Annotated in this window: 15 protein-coding genes; 10 read left to right on the forward strand and 5 right to left on the reverse strand. The window is 71.7% G+C overall.

The features are described from left to right. The first annotated feature begins 36 nt into the window (after positions 1-36). Complete coding sequence (locus LH044_RS20435; protein ID WP_227757485.1) at positions 37-882, forward strand: Cof-type HAD-IIB family hydrolase; 846 nt, start codon at positions 37-39, stop codon at positions 880-882. 33 nt (positions 883-915) lie between these two features. Further along, the gene (locus LH044_RS20440; RefSeq protein ID WP_227757486.1) at positions 916-1,509 is read left to right on the forward strand and encodes an rRNA adenine N-6-methyltransferase family protein; all 594 of its coding nucleotides are present in this window, start codon (positions 916-918) and stop codon (positions 1,507-1,509) included. 9 nt (positions 1,510-1,518) lie between these two features. Here LH044_RS20440 and LH044_RS20445 read toward each other — a convergent pair whose 3' ends face one another. Further along, on the reverse strand, positions 1,519-1,947 hold the full coding sequence (locus tag LH044_RS20445) for a hypothetical protein (RefSeq protein ID WP_227757487.1): 429 nt from the start codon (positions 1,945-1,947) through the stop codon (positions 1,519-1,521). Positions 1,948-1,971: 24 nt separating this feature from the next. Between LH044_RS20445 and LH044_RS20450 the strand changes: the two genes are divergently transcribed. Then, positions 1,972-2,721, forward strand: a complete 750-nt coding sequence (locus tag LH044_RS20450; RefSeq protein WP_227757488.1) for a hypothetical protein — start codon at positions 1,972-1,974, stop codon at positions 2,719-2,721. Between the two features lie 108 nt (positions 2,722-2,829). After that, entirely contained in the window at positions 2,830-4,863 is a 2,034-nt protein-coding gene (locus LH044_RS20455) for an SPFH domain-containing protein (protein ID WP_227757489.1), read from the forward strand. A 31-nt stretch (positions 4,864-4,894) separates the two neighbouring features. Here LH044_RS20455 and LH044_RS20460 read toward each other — a convergent pair whose 3' ends face one another. After that, positions 4,895-5,992, reverse strand: a complete 1,098-nt coding sequence (locus LH044_RS20460; protein ID WP_227757490.1) for a serine hydrolase domain-containing protein — start codon at positions 5,990-5,992, stop codon at positions 4,895-4,897. Between the two features lie 185 nt (positions 5,993-6,177). Next, positions 6,178-6,990, reverse strand: a complete 813-nt coding sequence (locus LH044_RS20465; RefSeq protein ID WP_227757491.1) for a hypothetical protein — start codon at positions 6,988-6,990, stop codon at positions 6,178-6,180. Positions 6,991-7,065: 75 nt separating this feature from the next. On the opposite strand from LH044_RS20465, the gene LH044_RS20470 reads away from it, so the two are divergent. The 6 genes from LH044_RS20470 to LH044_RS20495 all read left to right on the forward strand — a co-directional run bounded on the left by LH044_RS20470 (position 7,066) and on the right by LH044_RS20495 (position 11,010). Further along, positions 7,066-7,260 (forward strand): excisionase family DNA-binding protein, encoded by a 195-nt coding sequence (locus LH044_RS20470; RefSeq protein ID WP_227757492.1) that lies wholly within the window; start codon positions 7,066-7,068, stop codon positions 7,258-7,260. Continuing rightward, positions 7,260-7,940 (forward strand): hypothetical protein, encoded by a 681-nt coding sequence (locus LH044_RS20475; protein ID WP_227757493.1) that lies wholly within the window; start codon positions 7,260-7,262, stop codon positions 7,938-7,940. The genes LH044_RS20470 and LH044_RS20475 overlap by 1 nt, the downstream gene beginning before the upstream one ends. A gap of 186 nt (positions 7,941-8,126) precedes the next feature. After that, positions 8,127-9,149: an AAA family ATPase gene (locus LH044_RS20480; RefSeq protein ID WP_227757494.1), complete on the forward strand. Its 1,023-nt coding sequence runs from the start codon at positions 8,127-8,129 to the stop codon at positions 9,147-9,149. Between the two features lie 250 nt (positions 9,150-9,399). Next, positions 9,400-10,311, forward strand: coding sequence for a hypothetical protein (locus LH044_RS20485; protein ID WP_227757495.1), 912 nt, complete (start codon positions 9,400-9,402; stop codon positions 10,309-10,311). After that, positions 10,311-10,514 carry a hypothetical protein gene (locus tag LH044_RS20490; protein WP_227757496.1) on the forward strand — a complete coding sequence of 68 codons (204 nt, stop codon included), beginning with the start codon at positions 10,311-10,313 and terminating at the stop codon, positions 10,512-10,514. Before LH044_RS20485 ends, LH044_RS20490 begins: the two co-directional genes overlap by 1 nt. A gap of 196 nt (positions 10,515-10,710) precedes the next feature. After that, on the forward strand, positions 10,711-11,010 hold the full coding sequence (locus tag LH044_RS20495) for an HNH endonuclease (protein WP_227757497.1): 300 nt from the start codon (positions 10,711-10,713) through the stop codon (positions 11,008-11,010). Positions 11,011-11,230: 220 nt separating this feature from the next. On the opposite strand, the gene LH044_RS20500 is transcribed toward LH044_RS20495, so the two are convergent. Together LH044_RS20500 and LH044_RS20505 are read right to left on the reverse strand one after the other, a co-directional pair. Then, the gene (locus LH044_RS20500; RefSeq protein ID WP_227757498.1) at positions 11,231-11,401 is read right to left on the reverse strand and encodes a hypothetical protein; all 171 of its coding nucleotides are present in this window, start codon (positions 11,399-11,401) and stop codon (positions 11,231-11,233) included. Positions 11,402-11,444: 43 nt separating this feature from the next. Beyond that, on the reverse strand, positions 11,445-11,789 hold the full coding sequence (locus LH044_RS20505) for a WhiB family transcriptional regulator (RefSeq protein WP_227757499.1): 345 nt from the start codon (positions 11,787-11,789) through the stop codon (positions 11,445-11,447). Between the last annotated feature and the right edge of the window lie 512 nt (positions 11,790-12,301).

Raw genomic sequence — 12,301 nt, forward strand, 5'->3', positions numbered from 1 at the left:
GTCACGATCCGGCCTCGCCGCCCGTACGGTGTCGCCGTGACCCCCCGATCCGTCCGACTCATCGCGTGCGACATGGACGGGACGCTGCTCGGCGCCGACGGACTCGTCTCGGCACGCAACGGGGCGGCGCTCGCCGCTGCGCGCGACGCCGGCATCGCCGTGGCGGTGGCCACCGGCCGGTCCCACCAGACCGCGCTGCGCCGACTGGGCGACGCCACCGCGATCGAGTGGGCGATCTGCTCGAACGGCGCGCTCGAGATGGAGGTCGCCACCCGGCGCACCACCCGCGTCGACCCGCTGCCGGCGGCGGTCGTCGACGACGTCGTCGCCGAACTGGCCGCGCTCGACGGCGTCGCGTACGCGTGGGAGGACGTCGAGCTCGGCCTCCGCTGCTCTCCCGAGTTCCTGCGCCGCCACCCGAGCATCGAGTCGGTCGTCGTGGACGAGGTGCCGGCGCCGACGTACCCCTCCGGGCCCCAGATCAAGATCATGGTCTCGCTGGCCGACCGGGTCCGCCTGGCCGCGGTCGAGGCCGTCTCGCCGCTGCTGCCCGACGGGGTCGAGGTGGCCACGTCGGGCTCGTTGTTCACGGAGCTGACCGCCCACGGCGTCGACAAGGCCTTCGGCGTCGCGCACCTGGCCGACCGGCTCGGGATCGACCGGTCCGAGGTGCTCGCGTTCGGCGACAACCACAACGACGTGCCGATGCTGCGCTGGGCCGGCACCGCCGTCGCCATGGGCAACGCGGACCCAACGGCGCTGGCCGTGACCACCGAGCGGACGCTGCGCCACGACGAGGACGGCGTCGCCGCCTACGTCGAGGCGGTGCTCGATCGGAAACCCGGTGGCGACGACCTCGATCCCGCGACGATCCTGCCGTGATGAGCGCGTTCACGATCATGGTGGTCCGCCACCGTGGCCGGGCGATCCCGGCCCGGGGGGGGCACGGGGGAGCACCGGTCGGGATCGCCGCCCGGTGGCACCCGGCGACGATGGGGCTGGCACGAGCTCGCTCCTGACGCAGCGCGCCGACTGGTCCGAGCCAGCGGCGTCGGGGCCGGCGACCTGGTCCTCGACGTCGGCGCCGGCACCGGCGCGCTGACGCGCGAGCTGGTGGCCGCCGGCGCGCGGGTGGTCGCGGTCGAGGCCCACCCCGGTCGCGCCGCCGAGCTGCGACGGCGGTTCGGGACGAGCGACGGCGTCACGGTCGTGCGCGCCGATGCCGCCGACCTCCGGCTCCCGCGCCGGCCCTTCCGCGTCGTCGCCAACCCGCCGTTCTCCGTCACCAGCCCGATCCTCCGGCGCCTGCTCGCACCCGGGTCGCGCCTGACGGACGCGCACCTCGTGCTGCAGCACCACGCCGCCGTCCGGTGGTGCGGCCCGGAGGCGCCGGCGTGGGGTCGGTGGGCCCGCAGCTGGGAGGCCTCGCTCGGCCCGGCGGTGGCCCGGTCGTCGTTCCGGCCGGCCCCGGCGGTCGACTGCCGGGTGCTCGTGCTCCGCCGCCGGTGAGCGCCGCCGTCAGGTCGGGGGCTCGGTGGTGCCCTCGTTGCGGCGGCGCCACAGGCTCGCGGCGGTCTCGGCGGCGACGAAGGCGGACACGTCGTCGCCGAGGATCGCCTCGGGCACCTTCTTGCGGACCCCGGCGAGCAGCTTCGCCAGCGCCTGGAGCACGTAGACCCCGGCGGAGTACGCGGTGTCGCGGGTGGGGCGGGTCTCGAGCGCCCAGTGCGTGCCGCCGTCGAACATGATCAGCGGCACCCAGCGGTCGTCGACGGTCCGCTGCACGACGATCGCCTCGACCTTGAGCGGCGCCAGCCTGGCGGCGAGGAGCTGCAGGTCCTCGCGCTCCCTGATGAGGACGCCGACCGGGCCCTCGGTCGGCATGTGGTCGGCGAAGGAGTGCACCGGTGCCGTGTCGGGATCGTCAGGGCCGTGCTCGTCGTCCACGGACCCGAGCGTAGGGTCTGCGCCATGGGTGGTCCCGAACCCGTCGAACCGGTCCCGCTGAGCGAGCTGGCGCAGGAGATCCGCCGGGCGGTCGACCGCTTCGTCACCGACGACGCCGCGGACCCGGCGTCGCTGGCCGCAGCGCTCGACGCGCTGCCGCGTCAGGAGCTCGCTGCGATCGCCCGGGTCGCCTTCGACCGGTTGGAGCCGCTGCAGCAGTGGGCGGTGCTCGAGCGCGTGCTGGGCGAGCGCGGTGCGGTCGACGCGCTCGCCGTCGACCAGCGGGACCGTCTCGGCTCGCTGCGGCGCGAGGCGGCCGCGGCCCACGTCGTCGCCGAGGCCGTCGAGGACGACGTGATCGACCTCACGGCGCTGCCCGCCGGGGTCGAGCTGTCGATCGGCCTGTTCCGGCCCGGCGACGTGCGCGCCGCATCGGGCCGTGGTCGCCTGTCCGACGTCTGCGCCCGCCAGCTCGTCGTGCTGGCCACGTCGACGCCCGGCACGTTCCGCGTCGTCGACGACGTGTTCAACCCGCGGGGCGGCCTGTTCGTCAGCGCGGAGTACGACCTGTCGGTCTGGAGCTCGGAGCGGCTCGACAGCCACTCCGCCGCCCGGCTCGGGTCGCTGGCCGGCGCCGATGCCGACTCGCTGGAGCCGGTGCTGCGCCGGGGCGCCCGCGTCGACGTGGTGGCGGCGGAGCGCACGATGCCCGGCCGGCTCCGGCTCGGATGGGCGACGGTCGACGACGTCGACGCCTTCGGCGCACCCGGCTGAGCCGTCGCATCGCCGCAGCGACCGTGGTGCGCGGTTCGCTGCGGGCGGTCGTAGCCTCGGTCCGGGAGGATGCACCGATGCGTCCCGTGAGGAAAGGCGGCACTTGAGATGGCTCTCGGTGTCCTGATTTTGGTCGCGGTCCTGGTCCTGGTGGTCCTGGTCGTGGTCCTGCGGAGCTTCCACTCGGTGGGCCCCGCGGAGGTGGGTCTGGTCACGAAGCGGATCGGCCGCAAGCTCGGCGACGAGCAGCTCGTCGCGATGCGCGGGGAGGCGGGCTACCAGGCCGCGCTCCTCATGCCCGGGCTGCGCTTCAAGCCCTGGCCCCTCTTCAAGGTCGAGCGGTTCCCGTGGGTCCAGGTCGCCCCGGACCACATCGGCCTGGTGATCGCCCAGGTCGGCCACGCGCTGCCGACCGGTGCCAAGTCCGCGATCTACCGCAACGAGTTCGGCAACTTCGCCGACCTCGACACGTTCCTGAACGGCGGCGGCCAGCGCGGCGTCCAGCGACCGGTCCTGCCCCCGGGCACCACGGCGCCGGTCCACCCCGTCGGGTTCATCGTGATCACCGCCGACCAGGTGTTCGGCAAGGTCGTGTCCGAGTCGACCATGGCCGTCGTCCAGCAGGTGGAGTCCTCCGCGCTGCGGGTCACGCACATCACGCCGCAGGGCGACCGCGACATCGTCGGCGTCGTCACCACCCTGGAGGGCCCGCCCTCGGGCGACATCGCCAGTCGCATCGGCGGGTTCAGCGACGTCACCGCGATGGAGTCCTCGGGCGGATCGGCCAGCCAGGTGATCCAGGCCGTGCTGCGGGCCAAGAACCACCTGCACGACAACTACCAGGACTACCAGGCCTTCCTGGACAACGGCGGGTGCATCGGTCTCCAGCACGACCCGCTGCTCTACGGCTCGTACCTGCTGAACCCGTACCTCGTGAACGTCGAGCTCCGGGAGATGCTCGTGGTCCGCCAGGGCGAGGTCGCGGTGATCAAGTCCTACGTCGGGCTGCCGACCGAGGACACCTCGGGCGAGGAGTTCAAGTTCGGCTCCATCGTGAAGCCGGGCCACCAGGGCATCTGGTCCGAGCCGCTGCGGACGGGCAAGTACACGCTCAACCCGCGCATCTACGAGGCCGAGATCGTGCCGACGTCGATCCTGACGCTGAACTGGTCCCACGCCACGAGCGACGCCCACAGCCTCGACGAGCGACTGGCCCCGATCGACGCCAAGTCGAAGGAGGCCTTCACGTTCAGCATCGACCTGCAGGTGCAGATCCACGTGCCCGACACCCGGGCCCCGAAGGTGATCAGCATGGTCGGCACCATGCAGAACCTCGTCAACGAGGTGCTGCAGTCGGCGGTCGGCAACTACTTCCGGAACAAGCTGCAGACCCTCGGTGCGACGGAGTTCATCGAGCAGCGCGACGAGGTCCAGCACGCGGCCGAGACCTACATCCAGCAGTACCTGTCGCGCTACGAGGTCGAGACCCGCGGCGTCTACATCCAGGACGTCGTGTTCCCGGCGGACCTCGTCGAGGTGCTGACCAGCCGGGAGATCGCGGCGCAGGAGCGCTCGACCTTCGCCCAGCAGCGAGCGGCCCAGGAGGCACGCGTCAGCCTCGAGCAGCAGCGCGGCGTCGCCGACATGCAGGCGCAGCTCGCCCAGGCGAACGTGTCGATCGACATCGAGCGGTCCCGGGCCGAGGCGAACCGGGCCCGTGCCGACGGCGAGGCCAGCGTGATCACCGTGACCGGCGCCGCCGAGGCGCAGCGGACCCGCGACCTCGGCAACGCCAGCGCGTCGGCGGAGGAGGCGCTCGGCCTGGCGAGGGCCAAGGGGTTCGACGCCCAGCGCCGCGCGATCGGCTCCGAGCAGACCGCACTGGTCGCGGCGCTCCGCGAGGTGGCCGCCGGCGACGTGAAGATCGTCCCCGACATCCAGGTCGGCAGCGACGGCGGCGGGGTCATCGGCGGCCTCGGTGCCCTGCTGATGCGCAACCTGGCCTCACCGGGCGACGGCGACGGCGTCGCCGCCAACGGCGCCGGGACCAACGGTGCGACGGCACCCGTGGCCGAGGGTGAGGCGATCGAGGCCGCTGCGGTGCCCGACGCACCGGCGGACGGCGACGCCGCGGGCGCCTGACGGCCGGGCGCCTGACGCCGGCTGCCCGGGCTCAGGACCCGAGGTCGATCGCGGCGTCCGCGACCGCGGTGATCGGCCACCGCCGCCCGGAGCTGCCGAACACGCACGCGCCGGCCCCGAGCTCGGGGTCGAGCCGCATGATGTGCCAGTAGCCCATGCCGCCGCCGAAGTGCTGCACCCGTGGACCGGGATCGCCGTGGGGGCGGAACCAACCGAGCCCGACGTCGTAGGGGCGACCCGGCGTCCCGATCGTGGCCATCGCCGCCCGGCTCGCCTCGCCGAGCACCTTCCGGCCGGCGGTGCCCTCGCCACGGGCGTGCAGGGCCAGCAGCTCGACTGCGTCGCCGATCGTGCCCACGAGCCCGCCGTAGGCGGCGCCGTCGACGTCGAACGGGTGGAGCCGCACGAAGCCCCCGGCGCGGTCGCCGACGATCCGCGGCGGGAGCACCCGGCCCACGACCGCCTCCGTCGCACGGCCCATCGGCTGGTGGGCGGTGAGCCGGCCCGCGCCCGGCACGCCGGACCACGACGTGGCGGTCGAGCCCATGCCGAGGGGACCCAGGACCGTGCGGTCGAGGACGTCCTCGAACGGGGCGCCGGCGGCCGCGGCGATGACCTCGCCGAGGGCGAGGTAGCCGACGTTGGAGTAGCGCGCCCTCGCGCCGGGAGCGCCGCGAGGGCGGCGCTGCCGGCGGAGCAACCGGGCGAGGAAGTCCCGCGGGTCCGGTCGTGGCCGTCCTGCGGCGTGCACCCATCGGATCGGGACGGGGTTGGACAGCCCGCTGCTGTGGGCCAGCAGGTGCCGGACGCGCACGTCCGCGAACGCAGCGGGCCACAGGTCGGGGAGGTGCTGCCCGACGGGGATGTCGAGGTCGAGCAGGCCGCGCTCGGCGAGCGTCATCGCGGTCGTCGCGGTCGCGACCTTGGTCATCGAGAACCAGTTGGCCGCGTCGTCCAGGGACGCCGGCCTCCCGGCCCCGAGGTCGTCGGTCCCGGCCCGTCCGAAGCGGGCGCCGTCGCCGTCGACGACCCCGATCAGGACCGCGGGCACCGTGGAGGCGTGCACCGCACGCCGGGCGAGCTCGTCGAGCCGCTCGTCGCGCTGCGGTCGGTCGTCCAAGGGCGCCATCGCCGCTCCTCCCCCGACGAGGTGCGTGAGAGCGGGTGACGGGAATCGAACCCGCATGACCAGCTTGGAAGGTCACCCGGGGCGATGTCGCCGACTGTCGCTCCCTGTCATTTCAACAGGTCCGACACTAGGCGACAGGTCCCGAATCCCAGCGGCCGCGCGCACGGCGCGCGCACGGCTGGTGTTTACCGGGCCGGCCGACCGGCGCGTCCTGGGGGAGCGTGGCCGAGCTTGCGGGCTCGTCGGATCCGCTCTCGGGCTTGCTGCGGGCTGCACGCATGGCCTGAAGCCCTGGCGAGCGCGGCCGCCACAAACGAGTACATCGAGTCAGGTCGGCCGGCAGCCTCCCACGCCTGGAGAGCGTCTGGCACTGCGTTGACCTGCGCTGCAGCGACGTCGGATGAAACGCGGTCGGACACGGGGCCCTCGGCTCGAGGCGGCTGCAGCATCACGCTGACGTCCTCGAGATCGGCAGGTCGGAGCGAGCCGTCGTCGACGAGCGCCAGGGCCCTCGCTCCTTCCTTCACGACGTGAGTGAGGGGGATCCTGCGGATGTTGCCGGGCGTCGCAGCCGGGCCGCCTTGCCTAGCGATGACGCACACCGCCTCCGGCTCCAGCACGGCCTCGGGGGTGTCATCGGACCAGCGGAGCCTGACTCGGTAATCGAAGTCCCCGAGCATCCCGCATGGCTCCGACACGTCCATGTTTACGATCTCGACCAGGCCCGTTCGGAACATGACCTTCCGGCCGGGTCCGGCCTTGCGGTGGATCTCCGCCGCCGTGTCGCCCGCGTCCGGCAACCGCCGAACACGCATGGCTGCTGCGGGCCGCGCAAGGAACGCACGGGCGCCCTTGATGAGCTTGTCGATCCCGGCGTACTGGCCACCCCGCAGCTTTAGGGCTGCGCGACTCCGCAATCGAGCGAGCTCGTCCTCCCACGGCGGCAGATCGAGCTGGGGACGTTCGACCGAAATGTGGGTGGGGGGTGCTGGTGGCATACCCACATTCTTCCATCGATTGTTGGGACTTGAGCGACATCACCGGGATGTCCGAGACCAAAGGGAGGCCCGTCGGTGGCCGAGCTTCGCAAGATGCTGTTCTCCATGCAGGAGGGGTGGGAGTCGACCGGCCTCGGTCGCACCACGTTCCTGCACCTGGTCCGCGAAGGCAGGATCGAGACGGTCCGGGTGGGCCGGCGCCGGATGGTCACGGCCGATGCGCTCGAGGCGTTCGTCGATTCGCTCAAGGCCGACCAGGACGCGGCCTGATGTCGGACATCTCCGTCCTCCGCCAACTCGCCGAGCGAGCGGCCGTCGTTGAGCTCGCGCGAGCCGGCGCAGCCGAGGCGACCGGCAGCTCCGAGAACTTCGAACGTCACGTTCTCGAGGCCGCCGACGTGCTCGCACAGATGTTCCTTGTGGACGCCATCGGTGTTCCGTACGTGATCGAGGCGCTCAAGTCGCACGGCCCTCTCGTTCGACCGGGCGACTTGCTGGCGGCGACGGAACTGGCCTCCGACGCGATCGCACGGATCGCCGATGAGCGACCCGCCGTGCTCCACCCGGACTGCTCGAAGTGGATCGACACGGCGATCGTCGAGTTCGACAGCGCCGACCGAGACAGGGTGGCGGCTGCCGCCACCCTGGTGATGAGCGTCGACGGCATCTCGATGCCGGGCGACCTGCCCCTCACCGACGAGCTGCGCGACCTCGCCGGGGAATGCACGGCTGCAGACCTCCGCGCTGGCATCAGGGTCCGGGAGCTCCACGCCAAGGAGCTCGCAGACTCGTCGACCCGTCTGGCGGAGCTCCTCCAGACGCTGGAGCACCCCATGTTGAACCGGGGCCTGACGCTCGAGGAAGCGGTCAACGAGCTGAGCGGCGAGGACCGAGTCCACGCCGAGGAGCTGCTCGCATCATTGCCCACGATCCTGTGCGTGGTCCGCTGACGTGGCCCAGACGCGAACCGACCGGGCGCTGGTGACGCCCGGTCGGCCAGTCGTTCACGACGACGGAATCACCAGCGATCCTATCGACCGCTACAGCCGACGAACCGCTGGCCGCTTCTGGGAGCGCCAGGCGGAACGCGACGAGCAGATGCGGAAGACCTGCCAGCACTGTGGACGTGAGGCGTCATGAGGGGCGATGTCGACGCTCCTCCGAGGCGCACAGCGTGGACCGCGTCGGAGCTCATGGCCGCGGTGTTCCCCGATCCGAAGTGGGCCGTCCCGGGCCTGCTCTGCGAGGGGTTGAACTTGCTCGCCGGCGCTCCGAAGCTCGGCAAGAGCTGGTTCGCGTTGAACGTGTGCGTGGCCGTCGCCGCCGGCGGGCGGGCTCTGGGCGCCGTCCAAGTCGAGCAGGGCGACTGCCTCTACCTGGCCCTCGAGGACACCCCGCGCAGACTGCAGTCTCGGCTGCGTCTCGTGCTGGGTGACGAGCCTGCGCCTGATCGTCTCACTGTCGACGTGGAGTGTGCACGGTTCCCGGACGGCGCGTCCAAGGTCGCCCAGTGGCTTCGTGACCACCCTGACGCGCGGCTCGTGGTTGTCGACGTGCTGACGAAGGTGCGCCCGGTTCCGGACGGCACGGTCGGGCGCTACGAGGCGGACTACCTGGCGGTGTCGGCCATGAAGGCGCTCGCCGACGACCACGGCGTGGCGCTGCTGGTCGTGCACCACACCAGGAAGCAGGAGTCGGTCGACTACCTCGACAGCGTCTCAGGCACGCAGGGCCTCGCCGGCGCCGCCGACGCGGTGCTCGTCCTGGCCCGTTCGCGCGGGTCAGCGCAGGCGGTCCTGAAGGTCACCGGGCGAGACATCGAGGAGACCGACCACGCCCTCGACTTCGACGCCTCCACCGGGCTGTGGAAGCTCCTCGATGGGCCGGCCGAGGACTACCTCCTGCAGGACACCCGGCGACGCATTCTCCAGCACCTCCGGGACCAGGACGCTGCGCTTCAGCCGAAGACGATCGCCTCGGCGCTCGACCTCAATCACGAGTCGGTGAAGAAGACCTGCCAGCGCATGGCAGGCGACGGGCAGCTCGAGAACGACGGCGGCCGCTACCGCCTCCCCGTGTCCCCTGTCCCTCCTGTCCCTCTGTCCCTCATCGAGGGGGACACAGGGACACGGGGGACACCAGATAGGGGGCCCCTGTGAGAGAGACCTCCGCTGCGAAGGCTCGTCGGTACCTCACCGAAGGCCGTGTCCTGCTTCTGCACGTCGGTCAACTCCGTGTCGTCGCGCAGGTTCGCGGCGACGGCTGCGTGCACGAAGTGAGGGTCAGCGGCCCCTCTTGGCAGTGCACCTGCCCCGCTCGAGGGCGCTGCTCGCACCAGCTCGCCGTCGGCCTCGTCGTTGCCATCGATCACGAAGCCCCCGCACCTCACTGACCCCGAAAGGACTACCCATGCCCACCCGATCCACCCTCCATCCGCAACAGGACGTCCGACGTGTCCTCCGCGCTCTCGACGCTGCCGGACTCGGCGACGCCATCCCCGACGTCCGGACGACGCTCGACCGCGCCGAGCACCTCGCCCGCTCGGCGTCGCAGGCCCCGCGCGAGATCGCGGACGTCAGCCACGAGCTCGCCCGCCAGCTCGCCGCCGGAGCGATCACACCTGACGAAGCAGGCGCCGCCGTCCTCGACGCCGAACGTGCTCACGCCGCACACGGCGCGGGCGTGAAGCTTCTGCGAGCCGCTGGCGACATCGCCGCTCGCAAGGCGTCTGACCTCCTCGCCGCCGAAGCCGAGACCCTCATCGCCGACACCCTCTGGCCCGCGGGCGTGAAGGTCATCGAAGCGGCCGTCGACGCCGGCGACCAACTCCCCGACGACGTGCACTCTGCCGAGGACGCCATGAACGGCGACCCCGTCACCCGCCGAGCCTGGGCCCAGCTGCACGACGCCGCCACCGCCTGGAAGCTCCTCACCGCCGCCGCTTGGGAGCTCCACAACGGAGGCTTCACCCGCCTCTCACCCCGAGCCGCAGCCGCCGCCGAGACCAACGCCGGCCGCCGCCTCTTCGAGTACCGCAACCCCGACCAGGTCCTCTCCCACGTCGGCCTCCCCGAACCGCTCGTCCTCCTGAACGACATCCGCTCAGGAGCAGAGCCCGAGATCCAGACCCTCGAGCAGCTCCGGGCCACCGAAGCTGAGGTCGACCGCCGAGTCGCCGAGGAGCGCGACGCCCTGGCGTTCGCCGCTCGCCCCAACGTCAGCACCCCGAACAGCGAGCGAGCGAAAGCAGCAGCCCGCGAGCTCAAGGCCGAGCTCGCCGCCGAAGCCGCCCTCGTCCCCGAACCGGAGGACGCCGCGTGATGGGCAACCACCACGACCGCGAGAGGGCGCGCGCTGCGGCACGCGACCTCGACGCCGAACAGCAACCGAGCGACGACCTCGCCGCCAAGCTCGCCAACCTTCGCTCCGGTGGCGTCAGCCCCGAAGACCTCGGCGGCGACCCGAGCGACGCCGACCTCGATGAGCTCGTCGCCCGCACCCAGAAGCGGCCCTTCAGCGTCTGATGATCTGCACCGGCGACTCGGGAACGGCAAACCGGCTGCGGCCGGCTGTCGTCGTCGCGTGCACCCCGGTGTCGGGGGCGGAGCTTGACCGCGGCCGTCCTCGACACCGGACCCCCTTGGCAAGCGCACCCTCGGTCACTGCGGAGCCGGTCGGCCCTGCTCCACCGATTTGTGTGTGAAGGATCAGGACTGACCCATGCCGAAACGAACGGGCCGTCGCTGGCGCGAGAAGATCGTCCCGAGGGTGATCCGCCGCGACGGTGGACGGTGTCACCTGTGCGGGAGGCTCGGAGCCGACAGCGCCGACCACATCATCCCGTGGAGTCACTTCCCGCCCGACCAGAAGCACCTCGCCGACCGGCTCGAGAACCTGGCCGCAGTCCACAACGATCCCTGCAACCGGATCCGCGGAGCCCGGTCCGTCGTCTGGGCTCGAGCTGAGATCGCTCGCCGCAACGCGGTGGCCGAGCAGGCGGCGGCGGGGTGGAAGTGGTGACGGGGGTGGGGGGGAAGCCGAAGTCGACCCGAAACGGAGCCATCGGCGTCGGCTCCGCCATCTCCCCCCGGCATTTTTTTGCACCGCTGGAGGGGCTCATTCGGCCTCTCGGCCGTGTGGAAACTCGCCTGTGTGTAAGAAACGGCGCTGCGCCGATCGGCTCCGTCTGTGGCGGTTGCGGGGCACTCCCCAGGTCGTCAAAGGACGCCGAGTGTCAAGGTCAGCTCAGGTCGGCGAGCTCGAGCAGACGGTCGAGGCGCTCGACCAGCTGTGGCCATGTCTCGGTCAGGGCGAGCCGCTTGTCGGGGTGCAGGACGAACTGGTCTCGGATCCCCGTAGCCAGGCCGGCGTACTGGGCGAGACGGACGAGGTCGCGGTCGGAGCGGGCCACGCCGCCGACGGTAGGTCGCTCGTGTGACGGTCAGCCGTGGGCGTCACGCGGCGGCGCGCCCGGCGGTGACCGCTCGCTGGCGACGGCGTTCCTGAGGCGACGTGCCGGCGAGGATCCCGTCGTTCGCCGCAGTGCCCTGCTCCCGCGCCCAGACCGAGCACTCGGGAAGCACGGCGCAGGACGCGCACAGGGCTCGGGCTTTGGCCCCGGAGTTGGCGGGGAACATGACGGCGGTCTGACCGCGGCAAGCAGCCTCGGTCTGCCATGCGGGCTCCGGGCCGATCGCCTCGAGGAGCACCGCCAAGGCTTCGGCTACGTGCTGCAGCTGCTCCTCGCGCTTGCGGTCAACGTCGTCCGCTGCGGCCAGAAGCAGGGGGAGGCTTTTCACGTTGTCACCGTACCGCTTGCGCAACCCGCTGGTTGCGTAGCGGATCAACGGGATCTACCGCTTTCGACGGCGAGCGCGGCGTCTGCTGAAACGAGCCGACGACAGCCGACCGTCCGGCCATCTGACCCACCTCCGGCCCTGGCCGTCACGAAACCACAGAACTACCGGGACGACGCGGGGACCACCACCGAAGCTCTCGATCAACGGTCCCCATTCGACGACCTCGCTGATCGATCGAGGCACGATCAGGCTGTAGTAGCGGCCGCCCATGTGTTCGCCTGTCCACACGTCGGTGGGACGGCGGAGCCGCCAGAACCACCTCCGCCGGCCCCAGTCGAACAAGGCGATAGACGCATCGAGGATTGGTGTCTCCCCGTCGTTCTGGATCGCCGCTGCAGTGATTGCGAACCCGTCGGGGCGTGGTTGTCCGTTCACGGGCAACGTTGCCGCTGCGGATCGGACAAACACCGCCGCCGCAGCTGCGCGGCGACGGTCCCATTGCGCAACGACAA

Source organism: Dermatobacter hominis, assembly GCF_020715685.1.
In the GTDB taxonomy this organism is placed as follows: domain Bacteria; phylum Actinomycetota; class Acidimicrobiia; order Acidimicrobiales; family Microtrichaceae; genus Dermatobacter; species Dermatobacter hominis.

Bases quoted from the DNA above. Each gene is read 5' to 3' on its own strand.
- LH044_RS20450 (WP_227757488.1), top strand. From the start codon at position 1,972: ATGGGTGGTCCCGAACCCGTCGAACCGGTCCCGCTGAGCGAGCTGGCG.
- LH044_RS20455 (WP_227757489.1), top strand. From the start codon at position 2,830: ATGGCTCTCGGTGTCCTGATTTTGGTCGCGGTCCTGGTCCTGGTGGTC.
- LH044_RS20460 (WP_227757490.1), bottom strand. From the start codon at position 5,992: ATGGCGCCCTTGGACGACCGACCGCAGCGCGACGAGCGGCTCGACGAG.
- LH044_RS20465 (WP_227757491.1), bottom strand. From the start codon at position 6,990: ATGCCACCAGCACCCCCCACCCACATTTCGGTCGAACGTCCCCAGCTC.
- LH044_RS20475 (WP_227757493.1), top strand. From the start codon at position 7,260: ATGTCGGACATCTCCGTCCTCCGCCAACTCGCCGAGCGAGCGGCCGTC.
- LH044_RS20480 (WP_227757494.1), top strand. From the start codon at position 8,127: ATGAGGGGCGATGTCGACGCTCCTCCGAGGCGCACAGCGTGGACCGCG.
- LH044_RS20485 (WP_227757495.1), top strand. From the start codon at position 9,400: ATGCCCACCCGATCCACCCTCCATCCGCAACAGGACGTCCGACGTGTC.
- LH044_RS20490 (WP_227757496.1), top strand. From the start codon at position 10,311: ATGGGCAACCACCACGACCGCGAGAGGGCGCGCGCTGCGGCACGCGAC.
- LH044_RS20495 (WP_227757497.1), top strand. From the start codon at position 10,711: ATGCCGAAACGAACGGGCCGTCGCTGGCGCGAGAAGATCGTCCCGAGG.